At 68.4% G+C, this 25,019-nt stretch carries 25 protein-coding genes; 11 read left to right on the top strand and 14 right to left on the bottom strand.

Annotated features, from left to right (window positions below; all coding sequences use genetic code 11):
• Positions 1-27: 27 nt before the first annotated feature.
• The gene (locus FHD68_RS01525) at positions 28-1,737 is read right to left on the bottom strand and encodes a bifunctional sulfate adenylyltransferase/adenylylsulfate kinase (RefSeq protein WP_127898544.1); all 1,710 of its coding nucleotides are present in this window, start codon (positions 1,735-1,737) and stop codon (positions 28-30) included.
• 194 nt (positions 1,738-1,931) lie between these two features.
• On the opposite strand from FHD68_RS01525, the gene FHD68_RS01530 reads away from it, so the two are divergent.
• Positions 1,932-2,471, top strand: coding sequence for a hypothetical protein (locus tag FHD68_RS01530; RefSeq protein WP_139085060.1), 540 nt, complete (start codon positions 1,932-1,934; stop codon positions 2,469-2,471).
• A 4-nt stretch (positions 2,472-2,475) separates the two neighbouring features.
• On the opposite strand, the gene trxB is transcribed toward FHD68_RS01530, so the two are convergent.
• On the bottom strand, positions 2,476-3,459 hold the full coding sequence (gene trxB, locus FHD68_RS01535; RefSeq protein WP_127899367.1) for a thioredoxin-disulfide reductase: 984 nt from the start codon (positions 3,457-3,459) through the stop codon (positions 2,476-2,478).
• A 156-nt stretch (positions 3,460-3,615) separates the two neighbouring features.
• Between trxB and FHD68_RS01540 the strand changes: the two genes are divergently transcribed.
• Entirely contained in the window at positions 3,616-4,116 is a 501-nt protein-coding gene (locus FHD68_RS01540; RefSeq protein WP_045999164.1) for an Lrp/AsnC family transcriptional regulator, read from the top strand.
• Between the two features lie 3 nt (positions 4,117-4,119).
• The gene (locus FHD68_RS01545; RefSeq protein ID WP_127898546.1) at positions 4,120-5,145 is read left to right on the top strand and encodes a hypothetical protein; all 1,026 of its coding nucleotides are present in this window, start codon (positions 4,120-4,122) and stop codon (positions 5,143-5,145) included.
• Here the strand turns inward: FHD68_RS01545 and pgeF are convergent.
• Genes pgeF through lgt form a run of 3 tightly spaced genes read right to left on the bottom strand, consistent with a single transcriptional unit; the run spans position 5,125 to position 7,815 of the window.
• Complete coding sequence (gene pgeF / locus FHD68_RS01550) at positions 5,125-5,895, bottom strand: peptidoglycan editing factor PgeF (RefSeq protein ID WP_127898547.1); 771 nt, start codon at positions 5,893-5,895, stop codon at positions 5,125-5,127. The two genes, FHD68_RS01545 and pgeF, sit on opposite strands and share 21 nt — an antisense overlap.
• Entirely contained in the window at positions 5,879-6,937 is a 1,059-nt protein-coding gene (locus FHD68_RS01555) for a class I SAM-dependent methyltransferase (RefSeq protein WP_127898548.1), read from the bottom strand. The genes pgeF and FHD68_RS01555 overlap by 17 nt, the downstream gene beginning before the upstream one ends.
• Positions 6,934-7,815: a prolipoprotein diacylglyceryl transferase gene (lgt, locus tag FHD68_RS01560; protein ID WP_139085063.1), complete on the bottom strand. Its 882-nt coding sequence runs from the start codon at positions 7,813-7,815 to the stop codon at positions 6,934-6,936. Before lgt ends, FHD68_RS01555 begins: the two co-directional genes overlap by 4 nt.
• A gap of 119 nt (positions 7,816-7,934) precedes the next feature.
• On the opposite strand from lgt, the gene FHD68_RS01565 reads away from it, so the two are divergent.
• Entirely contained in the window at positions 7,935-8,192 is a 258-nt protein-coding gene (locus tag FHD68_RS01565) for an accessory factor UbiK family protein (RefSeq protein ID WP_045983033.1), read from the top strand.
• On the opposite strand, the gene FHD68_RS01570 is transcribed toward FHD68_RS01565, so the two are convergent.
• Positions 8,183-8,494 carry a DUF6476 family protein gene (locus tag FHD68_RS01570; RefSeq protein ID WP_127898549.1) on the bottom strand — a complete coding sequence of 104 codons (312 nt, stop codon included), beginning with the start codon at positions 8,492-8,494 and terminating at the stop codon, positions 8,183-8,185. The genes FHD68_RS01565 and FHD68_RS01570 overlap by 10 nt on opposite strands.
• Between FHD68_RS01570 and FHD68_RS01575 the strand changes: the two genes are divergently transcribed.
• The 3 genes from FHD68_RS01575 to FHD68_RS01585 all read left to right on the top strand — a co-directional run bounded on the left by FHD68_RS01575 (position 8,493) and on the right by FHD68_RS01585 (position 11,637).
• Positions 8,493-9,515 carry an RluA family pseudouridine synthase gene (locus FHD68_RS01575; protein WP_127898550.1) on the top strand — a complete coding sequence of 341 codons (1,023 nt, stop codon included), beginning with the start codon at positions 8,493-8,495 and terminating at the stop codon, positions 9,513-9,515. The genes FHD68_RS01570 and FHD68_RS01575 overlap by 2 nt on opposite strands.
• 110 nt (positions 9,516-9,625) lie before the next feature.
• Positions 9,626-10,534: an RNA polymerase sigma factor RpoH gene (gene rpoH / locus FHD68_RS01580; RefSeq protein WP_045999157.1), complete on the top strand. Its 909-nt coding sequence runs from the start codon at positions 9,626-9,628 to the stop codon at positions 10,532-10,534.
• Positions 10,535-10,614: 80 nt separating this feature from the next.
• The gene (locus FHD68_RS01585) at positions 10,615-11,637 is read left to right on the top strand and encodes a hypothetical protein (protein WP_139085066.1); all 1,023 of its coding nucleotides are present in this window, start codon (positions 10,615-10,617) and stop codon (positions 11,635-11,637) included.
• Positions 11,638-11,645: 8 nt separating this feature from the next.
• Here the strand turns inward: FHD68_RS01585 and FHD68_RS01590 are convergent, their stop codons facing one another.
• Positions 11,646-12,470: an NAD kinase gene (locus FHD68_RS01590; RefSeq protein ID WP_127898552.1), complete on the bottom strand. Its 825-nt coding sequence runs from the start codon at positions 12,468-12,470 to the stop codon at positions 11,646-11,648.
• A 116-nt stretch (positions 12,471-12,586) separates the two neighbouring features.
• On the opposite strand from FHD68_RS01590, the gene glyA reads away from it, so the two are divergent.
• Together glyA and FHD68_RS01600 are read left to right on the top strand one after the other, a co-directional pair.
• Positions 12,587-13,882, top strand: coding sequence for a serine hydroxymethyltransferase (glyA, locus tag FHD68_RS01595; RefSeq protein ID WP_139085068.1), 1,296 nt, complete (start codon positions 12,587-12,589; stop codon positions 13,880-13,882).
• Between the two features lie 125 nt (positions 13,883-14,007).
• Complete coding sequence (locus tag FHD68_RS01600; protein WP_127898553.1) at positions 14,008-15,264, top strand: Nramp family divalent metal transporter; 1,257 nt, start codon at positions 14,008-14,010, stop codon at positions 15,262-15,264.
• On the opposite strand, the gene FHD68_RS01605 is transcribed toward FHD68_RS01600, so the two are convergent.
• Genes FHD68_RS01605 through FHD68_RS01635 form a run of 7 tightly spaced genes read right to left on the bottom strand, consistent with a single transcriptional unit; the run spans position 15,261 to position 23,626 of the window.
• Entirely contained in the window at positions 15,261-16,043 is a 783-nt protein-coding gene (locus FHD68_RS01605) for a crotonase/enoyl-CoA hydratase family protein (RefSeq protein ID WP_127898554.1), read from the bottom strand. The two genes, FHD68_RS01600 and FHD68_RS01605, sit on opposite strands and share 4 nt — an antisense overlap.
• On the bottom strand, positions 16,036-16,899 hold the full coding sequence (locus FHD68_RS01610; protein ID WP_127898555.1) for a hydroxymethylglutaryl-CoA lyase: 864 nt from the start codon (positions 16,897-16,899) through the stop codon (positions 16,036-16,038). Before FHD68_RS01610 ends, FHD68_RS01605 begins: the two co-directional genes overlap by 8 nt.
• Entirely contained in the window at positions 16,892-18,817 is a 1,926-nt protein-coding gene (locus tag FHD68_RS01615; protein ID WP_127898556.1) for an acetyl/propionyl/methylcrotonyl-CoA carboxylase subunit alpha, read from the bottom strand. The genes FHD68_RS01610 and FHD68_RS01615 overlap by 8 nt, the downstream gene beginning before the upstream one ends.
• Positions 18,818-18,827: 10 nt before the next feature.
• Positions 18,828-20,432 carry a carboxyl transferase domain-containing protein gene (locus FHD68_RS01620; RefSeq protein ID WP_045983023.1) on the bottom strand — a complete coding sequence of 535 codons (1,605 nt, stop codon included), beginning with the start codon at positions 20,430-20,432 and terminating at the stop codon, positions 18,828-18,830.
• Complete coding sequence (locus tag FHD68_RS01625) at positions 20,429-21,976, bottom strand: AMP-binding protein (RefSeq protein ID WP_127898557.1); 1,548 nt, start codon at positions 21,974-21,976, stop codon at positions 20,429-20,431. The genes FHD68_RS01620 and FHD68_RS01625 overlap by 4 nt, the downstream gene beginning before the upstream one ends.
• Position 21,977: 1 nt before the next feature.
• The gene (locus FHD68_RS01630) at positions 21,978-22,466 is read right to left on the bottom strand and encodes a lysozyme inhibitor LprI family protein (RefSeq protein ID WP_127898558.1); all 489 of its coding nucleotides are present in this window, start codon (positions 22,464-22,466) and stop codon (positions 21,978-21,980) included.
• Entirely contained in the window at positions 22,466-23,626 is a 1,161-nt protein-coding gene (locus FHD68_RS01635) for an isovaleryl-CoA dehydrogenase (RefSeq protein WP_045983020.1), read from the bottom strand. The genes FHD68_RS01630 and FHD68_RS01635 overlap by 1 nt, the downstream gene beginning before the upstream one ends.
• A gap of 144 nt (positions 23,627-23,770) precedes the next feature.
• Here FHD68_RS01635 and FHD68_RS01640 point away from each other — a divergent pair, with 144 nt between their 5' ends.
• Together FHD68_RS01640 and cbiB are read left to right on the top strand one after the other, a co-directional pair.
• On the top strand, positions 23,771-24,310 hold the full coding sequence (locus FHD68_RS01640) for a histidine phosphatase family protein (protein WP_127898559.1): 540 nt from the start codon (positions 23,771-23,773) through the stop codon (positions 24,308-24,310).
• 1 nt (position 24,311) lies between these two features.
• On the top strand, positions 24,312-25,019 hold a 708-nt coding region (gene cbiB / locus FHD68_RS01645), incomplete at its 3' end, for an adenosylcobinamide-phosphate synthase CbiB (protein WP_139085070.1).

Below are 25,019 nucleotides of genomic sequence, written 5' to 3' on the forward strand. Positions count from 1 at the left end.
GGGCCGTTCGTATCACTGCGGCAGGGATCAGGACAGGCCGATCAGGCCCATGCTCTCCAGCTTCAGCAGCACCTGATGCGCGGCGCTGTCCACGTCGATGTCGGTCGTGTCGACGCGCAGTTCGGGGTTGGCCGGTTCTTCATAGGGATCTGAAATCCCGGTGAACTCCTTGATCTTGCCCTCCCGCGCCAGCTTGTAGAGGCCCTTGCGGTCGCGGCGTTCGCACTCCTCCAGGGGTGTGGCGACATGGACCTCGACGAAGGCGCCGCCGGCCTCGACCATCTCGCGCACGGCGCGGCGCGTCGCGGTATAGGGTGCGATCGGCGCACAGATCGCGATGCCGCCGTTCTTGGTGATCTCGGAGGCGACATAGCCGATGCGCTTGATGTTGATGTCGCGATGCTCCTTGCTGAACCCCAGCTCCGACGACAGGTGCTTGCGGACCACGTCACCGTCCAGCAGCGACACGGGACGACCGCCCATCTCCATCAGCTTGACCATCAGCGCGTTGGCGACCGTCGACTTGCCCGACCCCGACAGGCCGGTGAAGAACACGGTGAAGCCTTGGTTGGCGCGCGGGGGCGAGGTGCGGCGCAGCTGCTGCACGACCTCGGGAAAGCTGAACCATTCCGGGATGTCCAGACCCTCGCGCAGGCGCCGGCGCAGTTCGGTGCCGCTGATGTCCAGGACGGTGCTGCCCTCGGGGATCTCGTTCGCGGGGAAATACTGCGCCTTTTCCTGCACATAGACCATGTGCTTGAAGTCGACCATCTCGACGCCGATTTCCGACTGGTGGGCCTTGAACAGCTCCTGCGCGTCATAGGGGCCATAGAAGTTCTGGCCCTGGCTGTTCTTGCCGGGTCCGGCATGGTCGCGGCCGACGATGAAGTGGGTTACGCCGTGGTTGGCCCGGATCAGGCCGTGCCATACAGCCTCGCGCGGGCCGGCCATGCGCATCGCCAGGTTCAGCAGCGACAGGCTGGTGGTGGCCGCCGGATACTTGTCCAGCACCGCCTCGTAGCAGCGGACGCGGGTGAAGTGGTCGACATCGCCCGGCTTGGTCATGCCGACGACCGGATGGATCAGCAGGTTCGCCTGAGCCTCGCGGGCGGCACGGAAGGTCAGCTCCTGGTGCGCGCGGTGCAGCGGGTTGCGGGTCTGGAACGCGACGACGCGGCTCCAGCCGAGCTTCTTGAACATGGTGCGCAGTTCGTTGGGCGTGTTGCGGCGGGCGCGGAAATCGTAATGCGTCGGTGCCTGCAGGCCCTTGACCGGGCCGCCCAGATAGACCGGGCCCGCGACATTGTGCAGATAGTTCACCGCCGGATGCGCCAAGTCGTCGGCGCCGAACACCTTCTCGGCCTCCAGCGCCTTGTTCGGCACCCATTTGTCGGTCAGCGACATGATCGCCAGGATCACGCCCTCCTGGTCGCGCAGGGCGATGTCGGTGCCCGGCTCCAGCCCTTCGGCGAACTTTTCGGACACGTCCAGCGTGATGGGCATCGGCCACAGCGCGCCCGAGGTCAGGCGCATGTCGCTGACGACGCCGTCATAGTCGGCTTGGGTCAGAAAGCCCTTCAGCGGGTTGAAGCCGCCGTTCATCAGAAGCTCCAGATCGCAGATCTGGCGCGGCGTCAGGTCCCAGCTGGGCATCCGCCCGGCATCGTCCTTGAGCGCGGCGGCCGACGCCTCGGAGACATAGAGTTCGGGAATGGGGGCATACTTGGGCAGGGTCATGGTCACGACTCGTGGGTTGCGCAGAAACGGATCAACACGCGACCCTGCGGGGATCGCGCGACTCGAAGCGACGCATAGCCCCCATTAAAGCGATATTCAAGTCTGGGAAAACGCTTTTCGCTTCGGGCGTGCCGCGGGGAACCCGACCACACGCGTCACGTTGGGTCCGCGAACCGCAACGACAGGAGCGCATGATGACCGACCAGACCACAGCAAGCCAGGAAGAGCAGCGCGCCTTGTCCCAGGATGAACTGGAGCTGGCGAACCAGACCCGACAACCGGCCTTGGGCCGTTTGTCCGACAAGGAATTGTCCGATCTGGTGGGGCTGCTGCGTGTCCGTCGCAACCGCGCGCGCGACATTGCAGCCCGCCAAGGGCGCGAGGCGCGCGGAAAGGCCGGGCCCAAGGGCACAAACCCTGCGGCCGGCAACGCAGGCACGCGCAGCAAGGCCGAGTTCCTGACCGTCGCCTTGGACCGGGCGACGGCAGAACGCGAACGGCGCGAAGGCGATGCCGATCCCAGCCAGAAGGATCTGGCCCAGAAAGTTGCCGCACTGAAGGACGACGCCATCAACGCGATGATGGAGACCGGTGGACCGCTGCACCCGAACGACCCCGATGCCGATCCCGGCAAGGCCGGGCTGGCAGAGACGCAGCGTGACGCCGCACCGTCGGGTGCCTTGGATCACGCGGGTGAGTTGCCGGCCCGCGAACGCTCGCGCGAGCGCGGCTGAGCCGTCAGTAGATGACGGCAACCCGCTGCTCAGGCTCCAGCTCGACCTCGCCCTGAGCCTCGAGGAAATGTGCGGCATCCAGCGCGGCCATGCATCCCATGCCCGCGCTGGTTACAGCCTGACGATAGATGTGATCGGTCAGGTCGCCCGCCGCGAACACGCCCGGGATCGAAGTGCGCGTGCTGCCCGCCTCGACCTTGACGTAACCGCCGTTGTGCAGTTCCAGCTGATCCTTGACCAGTTCGCTGGCAGGTGCATGACCGATTGCCACGAACACGCCGTCAGCCTTGATCGTCTGCGTCGTTCCATCGACAAGGTTGCGCAGCGTGGCGCCGCTGACGCCGACCGGCGTCTCGGTGCCGGTGACCTCTGCCAGTTCGCTGTTCCAGATCACCTCGACCTTGGGGTGGGCGAACAGGCGGTTCTGCAGGATCTTCTCGGCCCGCAGGCTGTCGCGGCGGTGCACCAGCGTCACCTTGCTGGCGAATTTGGTCAGGAACAGCGCCTCCTCGACCGCGGTGTTCCCGCCGCCGATCACCACGACCTCGCGATTGCGATAGAAGAACCCGTCACAGGTGGCACAGGCACTGACGCCGAAACCCTTGAACTTCTCCTCGGACGGCAGGCCAAGCCAGCGCGCCTGCGCCCCCGTGGCAAGGATCACCGCGTCTGCGGTGACCACCCGACCGCTGTCGCACGTCGCCGTGAAGGGACGCTTCTGCAGGTCCAGCGCGGTCACGAGATCGGTAACGATCTCGGCACCCATCGCACGAGCGTGGGTCTCCATCTTGACCATCAGGTCGGGGCCCTGGATCTCGGTGTCGCCGGGCCAGTTCTCGACTTCGGTGGTGATGGTCAGCTGCCCGCCGGGCTGCATCCCCTGGATCAGCATCGGCCCCAGCATGGCGCGGGAGGCGTAGACGGCGGCGGTGTATCCCGCCGGGCCCGATCCCACGATCAAAAGTTTCACATGGCTGCGTTCGGTCATCTTGCGCCCCTTTCGCGGTTTGTGCATGAGGTAGTCCCTCATGCGCCGGACTGCAACGCATCCCCGCCACGGACCGACGTCGATAAGATTGTTGCGCCGGACGGGGCGGCATTGTAGTTTCCGGCAACGCCAAGACCTGACAGAAGAAAGACAACTATGGCCGGCGCCAAACTGGACGACATCGACCGCAAGATCCTGGCCGAACTTCAGGCCGACGGGCGCATGACCAATGTCGAACTGGCCCGCCGGGTGGGCATCTCGGCGCCGCCCTGCCTGCGCCGCGTCCGCACGCTGGAGGAGCTGGGCTATATCCGCGGATACCATGCCGACATCGACGCCCGCGAACTGGGATTCGAGGTGCAGGTGTTTGCCATGGTGCGCCTGGCGTCGCAATCCGAACGCGACCTGTCGGCCTTCGAGGCGCTGGTTCAGGAATGGCCGCTGGTCCGCGAATGCCACATGCTGAACGGAGAGATCGATTTCATCCTGAAATGCATCTCTCCGGACCTGTCGACCTTCCAGCGCTTCCTGACCAACAGCCTGACCGCCGCGCCGAACGTGGCATCGGTCAAGACGTCGCTGGTGATCCGGGGCGCCAAGGACGAACCCGCCGTCCCCTTCGAGATCGTCGAGGAACGCGTCCGCGAAGCAGGCTGATCCTTGCGCAGGCTGGCCCGCCTGACGCTGCTGATCTGGTCGCTGGCGACGGTCGCGGTGACGGGCTGGATGCTGTCGCAGAACCCCTTCGCCGCACCGCTTGTCGATCGCGGCCTGGATCAGGCCCGTGCGGCCCTGATGCGCGCCGTGACCGACCGCGCGACCCCGGACTGGCTGATTCCCCGCCTGACCGCCGCGCTGGATGCAGGCGACCGCCAGCAGGTGCAGATGCTGATGGATCTGGCCCGCGATCAGGGCACGCCGCTGCCACCCGACCTGCGCGCCCGTGCCGACGCCGCGCTGGCGGTTGGCATGCTGGACACGCTGTCCGATTGCGGCACCTGCATGCGCGACGTGACCGCCTGTCCCAGCCTGTCCCTGATCGCCGCCTGCACCCTGCCGTTCGAGCTGTCTCCTGCAGGCGATGCCGCGGCGCTGATCCGGCAGGGCGGCACCTGGGCTGCCGGAGGCGACCCCGACGGCATCGAGGCTGCGCTGGCGACCCTAGGCCTTGCCGCGACCGCCGGAACCTTGGTCACGGCGGGCAGCAGTCTGTCGATCAAGGGTGCCGCCACCACGCTGCGCGTCGCGCGTCGCGCCGATGCGTTGTCACCCGGCATGACACGCGCGCTGTCAGCCGCGGCGCGCAGCTCCGCGCCCGCCCGGGCCCTGTCCGGCATCGCCGGTGATCTGCGGACGATCGGGCGACAGGCTTCGGTTCCCGAACTGCTGCCGATCCTGCGGCTGGCCGACGATCCGGACGACCTGCGCCGCCTGGCGCGTCTGTCAGAAGCCGCGGGGCCGGACACGACCCGTGTGCTGACAGTGCTGGGCAAATCCGACAGCCTGCGCCTGATGCGGCGCCTGGCCGACGCCGCCATGGCCGCAGCCGCCCTGATCACGTTGGTCCTGGGACAGATGGCGGCGTTGCTGGGCGCCGGGGTTCAGATGGCCCTGCGCCGCGGCCTGCGCCCGGCCCCTGCGCGGCGGATACCGCCGCCCCTGCGTTCAGTTGCGTTCGGCGGCTAGCGAGATGGCGCTGATCAGCCGACCGTAATCGGCCTGGCCTTCATGCGTGGACCGGCGATAGCTGAAGAAGCGGTCGGGGTCGGAATAGGTGCAGTGCCGCGACCATTCCGCCTGCACGCCAGCCGCGCGCAGCCGTGACAGCCCGAACGCGGGAAGGTCGAACATCGGCCGACCATTCGGACCGCCGGAAAAGAACCGGTCATTGGCAGTATCGTCGGCCAGAAACTCATCCATGAATTCGGGACTGACCTCATAGGCGCGCTGGCTGATCGTGGGGCCGATCACCGCGCGGATGTCGGTCGCACCCAGATCGCGCATGGCGGCCACCGTCGCCTCGATCACGCCGGCGATGGCGCCGCGCCACCCGGCGTGACAGGCGCCGACGACGCCAGCCGCGGAATCGGCCAGCAGCACGGGCTGGCAATCGGCGGTCAGCACGGCCAAGGCCACGTCGCGCCGGGCGGTGACCAGCCCGTCGGCCTTGATGTCCTTGACCACATCGACATCGTGATCGTCCGTCAAGGTGACCACGTCCGCCGAATGGATCTGCTTGACGGTGGCCAGCGGCAGGCCCATCGCGCCCGCAACGCGGGCACGGTTGACCAGCACCATCTCGCTTTGGTCCGAAGAGCGGCGCCCACAGTTCAGACCGGCGAACAGCCCGGAGGATGCCCCACCCTTTCGCGTGAAGAATCCGTGCCTTACGTCGGAAAGCAACGGGTGGGTCAGGATCTCAAGCGTGGTCTGCATGGGCCTCCAGCGCGACAAATCCGGGGACGGGCGGCGCGCCCTTGGGCCAGATCGCGATTACCTTGAACAAGTGACCCATTTCGTCGGGGTGGGTCAAGCGCCGAAGCGCGGCCATCGCGCCCCCGTCGCCCGCGGCGGCAAGCCGGGCGGCCCGTGCCTCGGCCCCCAGGGCGCGCAGCCAATCGCCCTGCCGAACAGGACGCGACGCCACCGCCCCGCCCCGGATGGCCGCGGCGGCCAAGGGCGCGAAATCAACATGCGTAGTCAGGTCCGCCTGCCCCGGATGCGCCAGCGGATCTTCGGGGGCATGGTTGCGCAGGGCCTGGAACGTGTCGCCGAACCCGTTCCACCCGCCATAATCGATCAGGATCGCGCAGCCGCCGTGATTCGCGATGTGGCGGGCCGCGGCCTCGACAAAGGCCGCGCCTTCGGGACATTCCTCGACGATGTCGCCCACGGACCCCGTCCGGGCCAGCGGCACGACGGGGCCAAGCCCCATGTGCAGACCGTTTTCCGACAGCCCGACCAGACGCTCTCTCCAGCCATCGTCGGTTCGCTGGTACTGACGGATCGGGAGGGCGTCGATGAACTCGTTCCCGATCAGGAACAGTGGTTTGGATCCTATATCCTCGATCCGGTCGAGATGCGTGACGGGTCCAAGACGATCGCGCTGAACGCCGCGCAGATGCGGCGAGGCCTCGATCAGGGCGACGTCGGCGGCCTGGTGCAGGCCGGGCACCTGCCGCATCGCGCGCAGCATGTCGGCCATCAGCGTCCCGCGACCCGGTCCCGGCTCTACCAAGGCGAACGGGGCCGGGGCACCCTGGTCCAGCCAGGTCTGCGCCAGCGCAAGGCCGCACAGTTCGCCGAACATCTGGTGGATCTCCGGCGCGGTCGTGAAATCACCCGCGGTGCCGAAGGGATCGCGCGTCGCGTAATAGCCGTGACGACTGTCCATCAGGCAGACCTGCATGTACTCGGCCAGGCTGATCGGCCCCGTCGCGCGGATGCGCGCCGCGATGATCGCGGCCAGGGGCGTCATGCGGCGACGGGCGGGCGGCGCCGCGCATAAGCCACCAGCGCCAGCCCGATCAGGACCATCGGCAGCGACAGTGTCTGCCCCATCGTCAGACCGATCACAGGGCCGCCCAGGACGTGGCCAAGCGGGTTGTCCGGCGTGATGAACTGGGCATCGGCAACGCGAAACAGTTCGACGAACATGCGCGCAAGCCCATAGCCGGCAAGGAAAACCCCGAACGCAAGGCCCGGGCGGCGCAGCCCCCCGGCGCGGACCAGGACCAGCAGGATCAGCCCCAGCAGCAGGCCCTCAAGTCCCGCCTCGTACAGCTGGCTGGGGTGGCGGGCGCATGGTCCGACGATGCCGGGACAGGTCTGCGCCGCCTCGCCGGGAAAGACCACGCCCCAAGGCAGGTCGGTGGGGCGGCCCCACAGTTCGGCGTTGATGAAGTTGGCAATGCGCCCGAAGAAGATGCCGATCGGTGCCACGACGGCCATCGCGTCGGCCAGCCGCAGGACAGGCACGCCCTGGCTTCGCGACCAGGCCCAGGTCGCGACGATCACGCCGGCAAAGCCGCCGTGAAAGCTCATCCCGCCCTGCCAGACCTGCAGGATCTGCCCGGGGTTCGACAGATAGTAGACGGGCTCGTAGAACAGCACGAACCCCAGACGCCCGCCCAGGATCACCCCCAGGATGACCCAGGTCAGCAGGTCGTCGACCCGGTCGGGCGCGGTGGGCGGCGTGCCGCCCCACAGCGCGGGACGGCGCATCATCGCGACGATCAGCCGCCAACCCAGGATCAGGCCGGCCAGATAGGCCAGCGCATACCAGCGCAGCGAGAACGAGAACCCGCCCAGGGTGATCGTGAAGATTTCGGGGGCGATGTCGGGAAACGGGATCATGGAACCTCGGGTCTGCGATTTGCCGCGCACGCTAGTCGCAAAAGCCGCACTGTCAACATTGAACCCTGGACCGCACCGGACCATATAGGACGCAACGCAAGACAGAAGGGCACCGCCAGATGACCACCCAGAACCGTTTCTTCGACGACATGTCCAAGCTGATGACCAACGCGATGGGCGTGGCCCAGGGCGCCCGCAGCGAGGCCGAGACGGCCATGAAGGGCTGGATCGACCGCTGGCTGGCCGACCGCGACTTTGTCACCCGCGAGGAGTTCGAGGCCGTGCGCGAGATGGCGATCAAGGCCCGCACCGAGAATGCCGAACTCAAGGCGCGGCTGGACGCCCTGTCCGCGGGTGCCGACAAGCCTCAGGGCTGAAGCGCCGTTTGTCCCCTCAGCGTTCCCGCGCGGTCATAGACCAGCACCCGGTCGTCCGTCGTCAGCACGACGATCCGATCGGTCGCAAAGGTCACCGCGCGGGTTTGCGCATCCTGGGGCAGCGTGATCGCATCGGGCAGTTCGGGCAACACGGGCTGGTTCAGCCGCACCCACAGCAGCGCCACGACCGCGATCATCCCCACCCCCATGACCAGCGTCAGCCCCGTCACCAGCGTCTTTAGAAAGCGCAGTTCCGGGACGGCTTTCGCCGCCACCTTCCAATCGGTATCATCCTGCGCCATGTCGATCCTTTCCGTGACCATTCCGGCCAACCCGCCCGACCGACTTGATAAGGCGCTTGCCATGGCGGTGCCAGACAATGCGGCCCTGTCGCGGTCGCGTCTGGCGCGGCTGATCGCCGACGGTGCGGTAACCGGTCCGGATGGCCCCGCACGCGACGTCAAGGCGCGCGTCGCCGAGGGTCAGGAATACCGCATCACCCTGGCCCCGCCCGAGCCTGTCGAGACGCGGGCCGAGGCCATTCCGCTGGTCATCGCGCATGAGGATGATGACCTGATCGTGATCGACAAGCCCGCCGGGATGGTCGTCCATCCCGCGCCGGGCAGCCCTTCCGGCACGCTGGTCAACGCGCTGCTGGCGCATTGCGGCGATTCGCTGTCGGGCATCGGGGGCGAAAAGCGCCCCGGCATCGTGCACCGCATCGACAAGGACACGTCGGGCCTGCTGGTCGTCGCCAAGTCGGACCGCGCGCATCACGGCCTTGCCACCCAGTTCGAGGCGCATACCGCCAACCGGCGCTATCTTGCGCTGGCGCATGGGGCGATCGACGCGGCCGATCCGCGTCTGCGTGGCACGCCAGGCGTCTCGTTCGAGGAAGGGCTGGTGCTGCGGATCGCCACGCACCTGTCGCGCCACCCGACCGACCGCCAACGTCAGGCGGTCTTTGCCGACAAGGGCCGTCACGCCGTGACCCGCGCGCGGCTGCTGGAACGGTTCGGCACGCCGCCTTCCGCCATGCTGGTGGAGTGCCGGCTGGAAACGGGGCGCACTCACCAGATCCGGGTGCACATGGCCCATTGCGGCCTGGGGCTGATCGGCGATCCGGTCTATGGCGGGTCGCGACGCGCCTCTGCCAAGGCGCTTGGCACCGCCGCGGCAGCGGTCCAGGGGTTTTCCCGACAGGCGTTGCACGCCGCGCATCTGGGGTTCGTCCATCCGGTCACCGGGGTCGAGATGGGGTTCGACAGTCCTCTGCCAGACGACATGCAGGAGCTTCTGGACGCCCTTCGCACCGCCCCTTGACGAAAGCGTGAGCCGACCACACATGACACTGCCCGCGCGGATGCGGCATTCTGTCCCGGAACCGGGCTGTTCGACGCTGCGTTAACCGGTCTCTGCGAAAGGCGAACATCATGGCGACTTATGGAAATCTTCCCGCCCCAAGCCCGGAACAGGGTCTGAACCGCTATCTGCAGGAGATCCGCAAGTTTCCGCTGCTGGAACCCGAACAGGAATACATGCTGGCCAAGGCATGGGCCGATCACGAAGACAGCGACGCCGCGCATCAGCTGGTCACCAGTCACCTGCGTCTGGCCGCCAAGATCGCGATGGGATATCGCGGCTATGGCCTGCCGCAGGCAGAGGTGATCAGCGAGGCGAATGTCGGCCTGATGCAGGCGGTCAAGCGGTTTGACCCGGAACGCGGCTTCCGCCTTGCCACCTATGCGATGTGGTGGATCCGTGCATCGATCCAGGAATACATCCTGCGGTCTTGGTCCCTGGTCAAGATGGGCACCACAAGCGCGCAGAAGAAGTTGTTCTTCAACCTCCGCAAGGCCAAATCCAAGATCGGTGCTCTGGAGGAAGGCGATCTTCGTCCCGAGAACGTCGCCCAGATTGCCACCGAACTGAACGTCACCGAAAAAGAGGTCGTCGACATGAACCGCCGGCTTTCCGGTGGTGACGCCTCATTGAATGCGCAGGTCGGGTCGGGCGATGGCGAATCGTCGGCACAATGGCAGGACTGGCTGGAGGACACGAACGCCAACCAGGCCGAAGCCTATGCGGAATCCGAGGAACTGGACACACGGCGGCAGATGCTGATCGACGCGATGGACGCGCTCAACGAGCGTGAGAAGGACATCCTGATGGAGCGTCGTCTGCGCGACGATCCGATGACACTGGAGGATCTGTCCAGCCGCTACAGCGTGTCGCGTGAACGCATTCGCCAGATCGAGGTGCGCGCGTTCGAGAAGCTGCAGGAACGGATGCGCACCTTGGCCCGTGACAAGGGCATGCGGATCGCCGATACGGTCGAGTGACCCGCGCCGCATTGACGCAACGCGGCGCGTCGCTATGGTCTGGGCATCCTGCAGGACGACCCTAGACCATGCCCGCCCCCGTGACTGCCCTGACTGAATTCCAGCGCCTTGAGGCGCAGGGCTCGTGGCGCGAGACGCCCGAATCACGGCTGCGCGAGGTCATCGTCTCCGTGGGCGCCGCGACGCTGACGATGATGGACCCGAAATCGGACCGGCCTCTGTCGCACTGGTCGCTGCCGGCGGTGACGCGGATCAATCCGGGTCAACTGCCCGCAATCTATACTCCGAACGGTCAGGCACCTGACGAGACCGTCGAGATCGACGATCCGCTGATGATCGAGGGGATCGAACGCGTCCAACGGGCCATCGCCATCCACCGTGCCGTGCCGGGCCGCTTGCGGGGCGTCGTCACGGTGCTGGGCGCTGTCACCATGCTGGCTGCCCTGACATTCTGGCTGCCCGACGCGCTGATCCGTCATGCGGCCCGGATCGCTCCCCCCGCGCAGGCGCGAACAATCGGCTTGGCCGTGCTGGCCGATCTGGAGCACAGCGCCGGTGCCGTCTGCCGTCGGCGGTCGGGCCAGCAGGTGCTGGACTGGATCGCACCCCAGCTGATCGGCGATCAGGCGCTGGTGCAGGTCGTGCCCGCGCCACTGAACGGAGCGCGTCGTCTGCCGGGTGATCTTTACGTGCTGGGCAACGACCTGCTGGCCACCACCCCCGGGCCCGAAGCCTCTGCCGGTCACCTGATTGCCGCCCGTCTGGCGGTCGAGGACAAGCAGGCGACGCTGGATGCGCTGCGGCATGCGGGGCTGATGAACGCACTGCGTCTGATGACGCTCGGGACGCTGTCGCGCGACGCGATGCAGGGCTATGGAGAGACGCTGCTGTCGCAGTCTTTGCCCCGGCCCGACCTGGCCGCCCTGCCCCCGGCCTTTGCGGAACGCGGGCTGTCGACCGAACCCTATGCGCGCAGCATCGATCCGACCGGCGCCGCCGTCCTGCCGCTGATCGAGGCCGACCCCATCCGTCAGGGAACCACGCCTGCCCGCCTGCTGACCGACGAACAGTGGCTGGCGCTGCAGCAGATCTGCGCGGGCTGACGCCCCCTTTAGACGAACTGTTCGCGCAGCAGGCGTTCATCCAAGCCGTGGCCCGGATCGAACAGCAGGCGGTGACGGATGTCGTCGGCGCTGCGGATTTCGACTTGCGTCACGTGGCGGACAGAGCGGCTGTCGGCATCGGCCATGACGGGGCGGCGGTCGGCGTTCAGCACCTCGATCACCACGGATGCGCCCTTGGGCAGCAGCGCGCCCCGCCAACGGCGCGGACGGAAAGGCGCGATGGCGGTCAGGGCCAGCACCTCCGACCCGATCGGCAGGATCGGCCCGTGCGCGGAGTAGTTATAGGCCGTGGATCCCGCCGGGGTGGAGACCAGCGCACCGTCGCAGACCAGCTCCTCCATCCGCAACCGCCCGTCGACATGGATGCGCAGCTTGGCGGCCTGCGGCCCCTCGCGCAGCAGGCTGACCTCGTTGATCGCCAGGGCCTCGGTGCAGGTGCCGTCGGCACAGGTGGCGCGCATGCGCAGCGGGTTGATGACCGTCTCCTCGGCCAAGGCAAGGCGGTCGGTCAGGTCGTCCTCGGCATAGGCGTTCATCAGGAACCCCACCGTGCCACGGTTCATGCCATAGACCGGCAGCCCCCGACCCTGCGTCGCGTGCAGGGTCTGCAGCATGAACCCGTCCCCGCCCAGGGCCACCACGACGTCGGCCTCCGCCAGCGGGGCCTGGCCATAGCGCGCCGTCAGCACGGACAGGGCCGCCCGGGCGGTCTCGGCGTGGCTTGCGGTGAAATGCACGTTGCGCGTCATCGGCCGTCCTGTCCCCTGATGGACCCGCACCATCACGCGCGACAGACATGATGACAAGCGCATTCCGCAGCGCGTCGCAACGGGCGGGATGCGGGTCGTTTTGTCACTTTCGGCATGCGCGACGTTGCGTTAAAAGACGCAAACTCAAGCCGCCCCAGCCCAAAAAGGACGAAAGACCGATGAACGCACCGACCCGCGACAACGGCTTCTTCACCGAAACCCTGGCCAGCCGTGACCCCGACATTGCCAAGGCGATCACCCAGGAACTGGGCCGCCAGCGCGACGAGATCGAGCTGATCGCCTCCGAGAACATCGTCAGCCGCGCCGTGATGGAGGCTCAGGGGTCCGTCCTGACCAACAAGTATGCCGAGGGCTATCCGGGCAAGCGCTATTACGGCGGCTGCCAGTATGTCGACATCGCCGAGAACCTGGCGATCGAGCGCGCCAAGCAGCTGTTCGGCTGCGAATACGCCAACGTCCAGCCCAACAGCGGCAGCCAGATGAACCAGGCCGTGTTCCTGGCGCTGCTGCAGCCGGGCGACACCTTCATGGGCCTGGACCTGAATTCGGGCGGTCACCTGACCCACGGATCGCCGGTCAACATGTCAGGCAAGTGGTTCAACGTCGTCAGCTATGGCGTGCGTGCGCAGGACCATCAGCTGGACATGGACGCGATTGCCGAAAGCGCCCGCCAGCACAAGCCCAAGCTGATCATCGCGGGCGGCACGGCCTACAGCCGCAGCTGGGACTGGGCCGCCTTCCGCGCCATCGCGGATGAGGTCGGCGCCTATCTGATGGTCGACATGGCCCACATCGCGGGCCTGGTCGCGGGCGGCGCGCATGCCTCCCCTGTCCCGCATGCCCATGTCGTCACCTCGACCACGCACAAGTCGCTGCGCGGTCCCCGCGGCGGCCTGATCCTGACCAACGACGCGGACATCGCCAAGAAGATCAACAGCGCCGTGTTCCCCGGCCTGCAGGGTGGCCCGCTGATGCACGTGATCGCCGCCAAGGCGGTGGCCTTTGGCGAAGCGCTGCGCCCCGAGTTCAAGACCTATGCGGCGCAGGTCGTCAAGAACGCCGCCGCCATGGCGGACGAGCTGATGAAGGGCGGCATCGACATCGTGTCGGGCGGCACCGACAACCACCTGTGCCTGGCCGACCTGCGCCCCAAGGGCGTGACCGGCAAGGCGACCGAGGCCGCCTTGGGCCGTGCGCATATCACCTGCAACAAGAACGGCGTGCCGTTCGACCCTGAAAAGCCGTTCGTGACCTCGGGCATCCGTCTTGGCGCGCCCGCAGGCACCACCCGCGGCTTTGCCGAGCCCGAGTTCCGCCAGATCGCCCGCTGGATCGTCGAGGTCGTCGACGGCCTGGCCGCCAATGGCGAGGAGGGCAATGCCGCGGTCGAGGACAAGGTCCGCGCCGAGGTCAGCCAGCTCTGCGCCCGCTTCCCGCTGTACCAGGGCATGTGATCGCCCGACATCGGTGACCTGTACGCCCCGCCGCGCCCCCGCGCGGCGGGGTTTTCCGTTTGTGCCATTTGCGCATCCTGCAGTTTCGCGTCATGGTTTGCGCGGACATTTAGGGATGAGGACAGATGACACCACCCAATCGCCCCCAAGCCGAACCGCGCTGGAGCCTGGTCGGCCCAGGCTTGGTCGTGGCCGCCACCGGCGTCGGCGCGGCCGACCTGATCGCCACGACCGTCGCGGGCAGCAAATACGGCTATGCCCTGCTGTGGGCCGTCGTTGCGGGCTGCATCATGAAGATCGTGCTGGTCGAGGGTGCGGGCCGCTACAGCCTGGCCACCGGCAACACCATCTTCGAAGGATGGAGCACGCTTGGCAAATGGACCAGCTGGTATTTCGGCCCCTACATCGTGATCTGGGGCTTTGTCTATGGCGCGGCGGCAATGGCCGGGACGGGACTGGCGCTGACCTCGCTGATGCCGTTCCTTGGCGTTCCGGCCTGGGGCATCCTGTCGGGCCTGTTGGGCCTGGCGCTGGTCTGGTCGGGCCGCTACGACCTGTTCGAACGGGTGCTGACCGCGATGGTCATCCTGATGTTCATCGCCATGGTCCTGGCGGCCGCAGCCACCCTGCCCAACCTTGGCGAGGTCTTGACTGGCCTTGCCCCGATGATCCCGGATGGCGCGATGATCAACGTCCTGTCCGTCGCGGGCGGGGTCGGCGGCACGATCACTCTGGCGGCCTATGGCTACTGGCTGCGCGAGAAGGGCTGGGACAGCCCGCGCTTCATGTCGGTCATGCGCATCGACAACGCGGTCGCCTATCTGGTGACCGGCCTGTTCGTCGTGGCGACGCTGATCGTTGGGGCGGAACTGCTCTACTCAGCGGGCATCGCCATCGGCGGCGGTGATCAGGGCATGGTCGACCTGTCCCGCGTCCTGGGTGAACGCTATGGACCCTGGCTCAGCAAGCTGTTCCTGATCGGGTTCTTCGCGGCATCGTTCAGCTCGCTGATCGGGGTGTGGAACGGGGTCAGCCTGATGTTTGCGGACTTCATGGGTCATGTGCAGGGCAAGCCGCACGCCCATCCCGACCGCCTAGCGGGCGGGCGCTACTATCGCGCCTACATCGTCTGGCTGACCATCCCGCCCATGGCGATGCTGTTCCTGGGCCAGCCGGTGCTGCTGATCCTGGCCTATGGCGTGCTGGGCGCGCTGTTCATGCCGTTCATGTCGGTCACGCTGCTGTGGATCCTGAACACCGACCGCGTACCCGCCGAATGGCGCAACAAGCCGCTGACCAACATCCTGCTGGTGCTGTGCACGCTGGCCTTTGCCGCACTGGCGGTCGATCAGCTGCGCAGCTCCATCATGCGGCTGTTCTAGGACTGCCAGGCGGGCTTGCGCCTGTCGAAGAAGGCCGAGATCCCCTCGGGGGCTTCGGCGCCTTGCCAGACAGCGACCAGGCGGTCGATGCTGTCCTCGATGACGGCGGCGTCGATGCGCGGACCAAGCGCGCGGCACTGCGCCTTGGCCGCCGCGACCGCCCCCGGTGCCGCCTGCAGGAAGGGGGCCACGTCGGCCTCCACCGCCGCATCCAGATCCGCCGCTGCGACCCGGCGCGACACCAGGTTCAGGTCCACGGCCTCCCCGGCATCGAACAGACGGGCCGAAAAGAACACCCGCCGCGCCGCGGGCTCGCCCATGCGGGCCAGCACATAGGGGCCGATCGTCGCGGGTATCAGGCCCAGCCTGACCTCGGTTAGCCCGAACCGCGCCGTGTCGGCGGCCACGACGATGTCGCTGACCGCCATCATGCCCACGCCCCCACCAAAGGCATTGCCCTGAACCCGTGCGATCAGCGGCTTGGGCAGCAGGTTCAGCGCCGAGAGCATCCCGGCCAGCGCTTGCGCCCCCTCGCGCCGCGTGGCGTCATCCGCGGCCATCTGCTCGCGCATCCAGCCCAGATCGCCGCCCGCGCAGAAGCTGCCGCCCTCGGCCGCCAGGATCACGACGCGCACGGCCGGGTCCGCACCCAGATCGGCGGCGGCCTGGGTCAGCTCGTCCATCATCGGGCGGGACAGGGCGTTGTGCTTTTCCGCACGCGTCAGCCACAGGGTCGCCACGCCACGGTCGTCGCGGTCGATGCGGATGGTCTCAAGCATCGGGGGTCTCCCTCAGGGCGCGGGCCATGGCGGCGGCGCGGGTGATGATGTCCATGTCCAGCCCATGCGCGAAACCGCGCCTGTCCAGATGGCGGGCCAGCGCCTCTGTCGCGACATTGCCTGCCGCACCCGGTGCATAGGGGCAACCGCCCAGGCCGCCGACCGCGGCGTCGAAGACCCGCAACCCGCGCTCCAGGCTGACATCCACATTCTGCAGCGCCCGCCCGGCAGTATCGTGGTAATGCCCTGCCAGACGGTCGGCGGGCAGCTCCTCCAGCACGGCGGCCAGCATGGCGTCGATGGTTTCGGGGCGGCCCTGCCCGATCGTGTCGCCCAGGCTGATCTGCTGACAGCCCATGTCACGCAGGGCGGCGGCCACGCGGGCTACGGCGGCCGGCGCCACCGGCCCGTCGAACGGGCAGTCGGTCACCACGCTCACATAGCCGCGCAGCGCCACGCCATCAGCCTGCGCGTGCGCCGCGACAGGCGCCATGCGTGCCAAGCTGTCGGCGATGCTGGCGTTTAGGTTCGCCCGGCTGAATCCCTCCGAGGCGCTGGCAAAGACCGCGACCGTGTCGGCCCGCGCCGCCCGCGCCGCCTGATAGCCGCGCAGGTTCGGCGTCAGCACCGCATAGCGCGTGCCGGGGCGGCGGGTGATGCCCGCCATGACCTCGGCCCCGTCCGCCATCTGGGGCACCCAGGCTGCGGGGACGAAACTGGTGACCTCGATATCCGCAAAGCCCGCCTGACTCAGCAGGTCGACCAGGGCGATCTTGTCGGCGGTGGGGATCAGCCGCTTCTCGTTCTGCAAGCCGTCGCGGGGGCCCATCTCGAATATCTGGACGCGCTCAGCCATCGACTGGCTCCAGCCGGATCAGCGGTGCCCCGGCCTCGACTTGGTCGCCGGCCCGGGCCAGAACCTCGGCCACCACGCCATCGGCGGCGGCGGTCAGGCTGTGCTCCATCTTCATGGCCTCCAGCACGGCCAGCCGGTCGCCCGCCGAAACGGCCTGTCCGGCCGTCACATGCACCGCCTTGACCAGCCCCGGCATGGGTGACCGCGTCACCCCGTCCCCCGCCCCGTCGGCCGCTTTGCGCGCCAGCGGGTCCAGTGGCGTCAGGTGCACGACGCGGCCGCCAAAGACTCCGACGCCTGCCGGATGGGTCACTACGCGGTGGCGGCAGGGCTGCCCGTCCACCCACCAGCGCCCCGACTGCCAGCGCACCTCATGCGCGCGGTCCAGCATGACCCGCGCCGCACCCGGCCCGGTCACCTCCAGCACCGCCTGACCGCCCTCCCATGCGATGGTGCGGCGCAGCGGCTGCCACAGGGTCGCGCCGCCGCGAATGTCGGGATCGGCCAGCCCCGCTAGCCCGATGACGCCCAGAACCAGGGCGGCGCGATCCTCGGCCCCGCCGTCCAGCAGCGACGGCAGGTCGCGGGCGATCAGGCCGGTGTCGACCTCACCGCGTTTGAACCCGGCATGACGGGTCAGCGCGATCAGAAAGTCCAGGTTCGTGACCGAACCCGCGACCTCGGTATCGACCAGCGCCTGTTCCAGCGCGCGCAGCGCGATGGCGCGCGTGGCGCCATGTGTCACGACCTTGGCGATCATCGGGTCGTACCACGGGCTGATCGCGTCGCCAGAACGCACACCGGTCTCGATCCGGGCGTGATCGGCAAAGCCCAGATGCGCCAGTCGCCCGGTCGCGGGCAGGAACCCGGCAGGCACGTCCTCGGCGTAAAGCCGCGCCTCGAAGGCGTGGCCGGTCAGGGCAATGTCCTCCTGCCGCGCGGGCAGAGCTTCTCCGCTGGCCACGCGCAGCTGCCATTCGACCAGATCGATGCCGGTCACGGCCTCGGTCACCGGATGCTCGACCTGCAGGCGGGTGTTCATCTCCATGAACCAGAACCCGTCGGGCCGCAGCCCGTCCGCGCCGTCCACGATGAACTCGATCGTGCCCGCCCCGGCATAGCCGATGGCCTCGGCCGCGCGCACCGCCGCACCGCCCATCGCGGCCCGCATCGCGGGCGTCATGCCGGGGGCCGGGGCCTCCTCGATGACCTTCTGGTGGCGGCGCTGCAGACTGCAGTCGCGTTCATAAAGATGCACGGCGCGGGCGCCGTCGCCGAACACCTGCACCTCGATATGGCGCGGCTGCAGGATGTATTTCTCGATCAGCACGGCGGGGTTGCCGAAGGCGCCCTGCGCCTCGGACCGGGCGCTTTCCAGCGCATCGGCAAAGGCCGAGGGGTCGTCCACGCGCCGCATGCCCTTGCCACCGCCACCCGCCACGGCCTTGATCAGCACCGGATAGCCGATCCGCGCGGCCTCGGCGGCCAGATGGTCCGGGTCCTGCTCCGCGCCGTGATAGCCGGGCACGACCGGCACGCCCGCCTTCTCCATCAGCGCCTTGGCCGCGTCCTTGAGGCCCATCGCCCGGATCGCCGCCGCCGACGGCCCGATGAAGACCAGCCCCGCCGCCACCACCGCGTCGACGAAGTCGGGGTTCTCGGACAGGAAGCCATAGCCCGGATGGATCGCCTGCGCGCCGGTGGCCTGGGCCGCCGCGATGACCCTGTCGCCCCGCAGATAGCTGTCGGCGGGCGCAGGCCCGCCCAGATGCACGGCCTCATCGGCCATCTGGACATGGCGCGCATCGCGGTCGGCGTCGGAATAGACCGCGACCGTCGCCACGCCCAAGCGGCGGCAGGTGTCGATGACGCGGCAGGCGATCTCGCCCCGGTTGGCGATCAGGATCTTGTCGAACATGTCGTGCCCCTCACATGCGGAACAGGCCGAACCGCGTCGGCTGGATGGGTGCGTTCAGGCTGGCGCGCAGTGACAGGGCCAGGATGTCACGCGATTGGCGCGGATCGATGATCCCGTCGTCCCACAGCCTCGCGGAGGCATAGAGGGGATGGGACTGGCGCTCGAACATCTCGACCGTGGGGCGCTTGAACTCGGCCTCGTCCTCGGGCGACCACTGGCCGCCGGCACGTTCGATCCCGTCGCGGCGGACGGTGGCCAGGACGCCCGCGGCCTGTTCGCCGCCCATCACGCTGATGCGGCTGTTGGGCCAGGTCCACAGGAAGCGCGGGGAATAGGCCCGCCCCGCCATGCCGTAATTGCCCGCGCCAAAGCTGCCGCCGACCAGCATGGTGATCTTGGGCACATTGGTGGTGGCGACCGCTGTAACCATCTTGGCGCCGTGGCGGGCGATGCCCTCGTTCTCGTATTTGCGGCCGACCATGAAGCCGGTGATGTTCTGCAGGAACACCAGCGGAATGTTGCGGGTGCTGCACAGTTCGATAAAATGCGCGCCCTTCTGTGCCGCCTCTGAAAACAGCACGCCGTTGTTGGCGATGATGCCCACCGGGCAGCCGTCGACATGGGCAAAGCCCGTGACCAGCGTCTCGCCGAAGCGGGCCTTGAACTCGTCAAAGCGGCTGCCGTCGACGATGCGGGCGATGACCTCGCGGATGTCATAGGGGGTGCGCAGGTCTGCCGGCACCACGCCCAGGATCTCCTCGGGGTCATAGGCGGGCGGTTCCGGGGACTGCCAGACGACGGTGTCGGGACGGCGGCGGTTCAGGTTGGCGATGGCGCGGCGGGCCTGGGCCAGCGCGTGGGCGTCGTCCTCGGCCAGGTAATCGGCCACGCCGGACAGGCGGGTGTGCACGTCGCCGCCGCCCAGATCCTCGGACGTGACCACCTCGCCGGTGGCTGCCTTGACCAGCGGCGGACCGGCCAGAAAGATCGTCCCCTGGCCGCGCACGATGATCGTCACGTCGGACATGGCGGGAACATAGGCGCCGCCCGCGGTGCAGGACCCCATGACGACGGCGATCTGCGGGATGCCCTTGGCGCTCATCCGGGCCTGGTTGAAGAAGATGCGGCCGAAATGGTCGCGGTCGGGAAACACCTCGTCCTGGTTGGGCAGGTTCGCGCCGCCGCTGTCGACCAGATAGACGCAGGGCAGCCCGCATTCCTCTGCGATCTCCTGGGCGCGCAGGTGCTTCTTGACCGTCATCGGATAATAGGTGCCGCCCTTGACCGTCGCGTCATTGGCCACGACCATCACGTCCTGGCCATGCACCCGCCCGACCCCGGCGATGACCCCCGCACAGGGCGCGGCCCCGTCGTACAGGCCATGTGCAGCCAGCGCGCCGATCTCCAGGAACGGGCTGCCGGGGTCCAGAAGGTTCGCCACCCGTTCGCGCGGGGGCATCTTGCCGCGGCTGACGTGACGCTCCAGGGCCTTGGGGCCACCGCCGGCGATGGCAGCCTCCGCAGCCTCGCGGGCGGTCTCCAGCAAGGCCAGATGCGCGGTGCGGTTGGCGCGGAACCCCTCGGACGAAGGCAGCGCGGTCGAGGTCAGTTTCATCGTGTGGTCTCCTCGGCCAGGTCCAGATCGCGCAGCGCGCGACGCATGACCTTGCCGGTCACGGTCATGGGCAGGGCATCCAGAAAGGCGATCTCTCGGGGATAGGAATGGACGGCCGACCGGCTGCGGGCATGGGCCTGCAGGTCGGCGGCAAGGTCGGGCGACGGTTCATGGCCGGGCCGCAGCACGACATAGGCCTTGACGATTTCGGTGCGCAGCGCACAGGGCTTGCCGACCACGGCGACCTGCGCCACGGCGGGATGGCGCAGCAGGCAGTCCTCGACCTCGGACGGCCCGATGCGGTACCCGGCCGAGGTGATGACGTCGTCGTCGCGTCCGACGAACTGGACATGGCCGTCCCGGATGACGCCCCGGTCGCCGGTCACCAGCCAGTCGCCGCGGAACTTGGCTGCGGTGGCCTGCGGGTTCCGCCAGTATTCCAGCATCATGCTGCCGGCCCCGCGGCGGATGGCGATGTCGCCCTCTGCATCGGTGGGCCGGCCCTGCGCGTCGATCACCGCCAAGTCAAACCCGGGCACCGCGCGCCCGATGGCGCCGGGACGGGCCGGAAACATCACGCCGCTGCCCGATGCGACCATGTTGCATTCGGTCTGGCCATAGAATTCGTTGATCTGCAGGCCGAATGCCTCCCGGCCCCAGTCCAGCATGGGGGCGCCAAGCTTCTCTCCGCCCGATGCGACGCTGCGCAGGCCGGGCAGGCGAACCCCCGCGACCTTGAGCATCCTCAGCGCGGTGGGCGGCAGAAACACGTTGCGGATGCCGCAGTCGCGGATCAGGCCCGCGACGGCATGTGGATCGAACTTGGCCATCGGGGTGGCGACCACGGGCACGCCAAGCGCAAGCCCCGGCATCGCCACGTCGAACAGACCGCCGATCCAGGCCCAGTCCGCGGGCGTCCAGATGACGTCGCCCGGCTGGCCCAGCAGGTCGTGGCTCATCTCGACCCCCGGCAGGTGACCGGTCAGCATGCGATGCCCGTGCAACGCGCCCTTGGGCGTGCCTGTCGTCCCCGAGGTATAGATGATCACCGCCGGGTCTTCCGGCCCGGTGTCGCGCGTGGCGAAGGGCCCGGCATCGGGCAGGCCGTCCTCGGGGACGATCACCCGCAGATGGGGGAACGGGGCCAGCATCCGGCGCCCTTGGGTGTCGGTGATGACGGTCGAGATACCTGCATCGCGCAGACGCAGGTCCAGCGCATCCGGGCCGAACAGCTTGAACAGCGGGACAGAGATCGCGGCCGATTTCCACACCGCCAGATGCGCGGCCGCCGTCCAGGACGATTGCGTGCACAGGATGCCGATCCGGTCGCCGCGATCGGCACCAAGCGCGTGGGCCAGCGCATCGGTCATTGCCGCCAGCGTGGCGAAGGTCACCGGGTGCGGGGCGCCGTCATGGTCGATGATCGCCACCCGGTCCGCGGCATGGGCCAGGCACTGCTCGGCCATGTTCAGCCGCGCGGGGTACTGCCAGCGGAAATCCCGGCACAGCCGCGCGTGGTCCGCGTGATGCAGCAGGCGTGCCATCTCAGGGGCCTTCGCGCAGATAGCCGTCCAGCTGGTTCGCCTGACGCGCGGTCAGGGTCAGCGCGCATTGCGCGGCCGCGGGCCCCGCGCCGGTGCCGCCGCCCCATCGCGTCGCCTCGTATTCGCAGGCCGCGTCGCGGAAGGCGATCCAGGCGCGCTGCATGTCACGCAGGGCACCCGCCTGACGCGGACCCGCGGCGTCCAAGCTGTCCAGTTCCGCATCGCCAGCCTCGGCCCGCGTCATCACCTCGCCATAGGCGGTGTTCAGGCGATCGTCCCACCAGTCGCGTTCGGCGCCCAGGCAGAACCCCATGCCGACCGTGCTGGACCCGCCCTCGCCCTCCATGCAGGCATTCGCGGCCAGGCCCGCGCAGCTGTCGGGCGCCGCATCGCTGTCAAGGCAGGCCAGCACCGGCGCGGGATCAAAGGACGGCGCGTCCTGCGCCATCGCCGGGGCGGCCATCAGCGCCAACACGACCAGGATGCGCATCAGACCAGCCCCATCAGTTCGCGCCCGATCAGCATGCGGCGGATCTCGCTGGTGCCGGCCCCGATCTCCATCAGCTTGGCGTCGCGGAACAGGCGGCTGACGACGCTGTCGGACAGGAACCCGGCCCCGCCAAGCGCCTGCACGGCCTGATGCGCCTGCACCATCGCCTGTTCGCTGGCATACAGAACCGCACCCGCCGCGTCCTGCCGCGTGACCTTGCCCGCGTCGCAGGCCCGCGCGACCTCGTAGACATAGGCGCGGGCGGTGTTCAGCGCGACATACATGTCGGCGATCTTGCCCTGCATCAGCTGGAACGACCCCACCGGCTGACCGAACTGCTTGCGTTCCGCCACATAGGGCAGGACCTGATCCAGGCAGGCCGCCATGATACCGGTGCCGATGCCGGCCAGAACCACCCTCTCGTAGTCCAGGCCCGACATCAGCACCCGAACGCCCCGGCCCTCCTCGCCCAGGACGTTCTCGAACGGGATCTCGACATTGTCGAAGATCAACTCGCCCGTGTTCGATCCGCGCATCCCCAGCTTGTCGAAATGCGGGCTGGTGGTGAAACCGGCCATGTCGCGCTCGACGATGAATGCCGTGATGCCCTTCGACCCGGCCTCCGGGTCGGTCTTGGCATAGACCACCAGCGTCTGCGCGTCGGGCGCATTGGTGATCCAGTACTTGCTGCCGTTCAGCACGTAACGATCGTTCTTCTTCTCGGCGCGCAGGCGCATCGCGACGACATCGCTGCCCGCGCTTTCCTCGGACATGGCCAGGGCACCGACGGCCTTGCCGCTGCACAGGTCGGGCAGGTATTTCGCACGCTGCGCATCGGTGCCGTTCAGCTTGATCTGGTTCACGCACAGGTTCGAATGCGCGCCATAGGACAGGCTGATCGATGCGCTGGCCCGCGCGATCTCCTCGACCGCGATCACATGCGCCAGATAGCCCATGCCCGACCCGCCGTACTGTTCATCCACCGTGATGCCCAGCAGGCCCAGATCGCCCATCTCGGTCCACAGCTGGTTGGGAAAGGCGTTGGTGCGGTCGGTCTCGGCCGCCAGGGGCGCGACGCGATCGGTGGCCCATCCGTGGACCATCTCGCGCAGCGCGTTCACATCCTCGCCCAGATCGAATTCCATGCCCCGCGTGAACATCGCGATCCCCCCTCCCCGGTTATTGAACGCTTGTTCATTTCCATAGCGCAGGCCGCGCCCGCCCGTCAAGCAGGCTGCGCCGGTTGGGCCGATGCGTCAAGCGCGGGCCTTGTCCCTGCCCGCCCGACGCGCCAAAGGTGGGCGATGCGACTGATGATCCTGCGCCATGCCCCCAGTCTTGCCGACGGCCTGCTGGCCGGCCGGCGCGATGTGCCTGCCGATTGCGGCGATTCTGCCGCATTCGCGCGCCAGGCGGCCCGCCTGCGTCCCGCCCAGGTCATCGCCAGCCCGGCGCTGCGCTGCCGTCAGACGGCCACCGCCCTGGGGCTTGTGGCCGACAGGCTGGAGCCCGCGCTGTGGGAACAGGACCTGGGCGCGTGGGAGGGGATGGACCCGTCGCGCCTGCCCGACCTTGGTCCCCTGCCCCTCGATGCCTTGGCCCGCCACCGCCCCGACGGCGGTGAAAGCTTCGATGACATGGCCGCGCGGGTGATCCCGGTCCTGCAGGCACTGCAGCGGGACACGGTGATCGTGGCGCATGCGGGCACTGTGCGCGCGGCACTGTCCATGGTGGTTGGGCCTGCCGCCCTGTCCTTCGCGGTGGCGCCCCTGTCGCTGACCGTGCTGCAGCGCGCCGGTGCCGATTGGGCGGTGCAGACCGTCAACCTCTGCGCAGGAGACTAGGATGGCCGTGATCGCCCTGCTGGCGCTGGTGCTGGATGTGCTGATCGGTTGGCCCGATGCGGTCTATCGCCGGGTCGGGCATCCGGTGACCTGGGCCGGGCGTCTGATCGCGGCGCTGGACCGCACGCTGAACCAAGGCCGGGCGCGGCGCGCCAGGGGCGCGCTGACCGTGGTCGTGGTCCTGCTGGCGGCCATGATGCCCGCGGTCCTGATCCAGGCATGGCTGGGCCCGTGGGTCGCGGCCGTACTGGCGTGGCCGCTGGTCGCGGCGCGGTCGCTGGACCAGCACCTGCGCGCGGTGGCCGTCCCCCTGGCGGCGGGCGATCTGGCCGTCGCTCGCGGTGCGACCGCGATGATCGTGGGGCGCGACGTCACCCAGGCCGATACGCCCGCCCTGTCCCGCGCCAGCCTTGAAAGCCTGGCCGAGAATTTCAGCGATGGCGTCATCGCGCCGCTGTTCTGGGCGGCGGTCGGCGGGCTGCCGGGCATCGCGGCCTACAAGGCGATCAACACGATGGATTCGATGATCGGCCACCGCACCCCACGGCACGAGGCGTTCGGCATGATCGCCGCGCGCCTGGACGACGTGGCGAACCTGATCCCCGCGCGGCTGTCGGCGGGGCTGATCGCGATCGCGTCCGGTCGGCGCGCGACGGCGGCGCTGCGGGTGGCGCTGCGCGACGCGTCTGCCCACCGGTCGCCCAACGCC

Source organism: Paracoccus marcusii (assembly GCF_006151785.1).
Lineage (GTDB): Bacteria > Pseudomonadota > Alphaproteobacteria > Rhodobacterales > Rhodobacteraceae > Paracoccus > Paracoccus marcusii.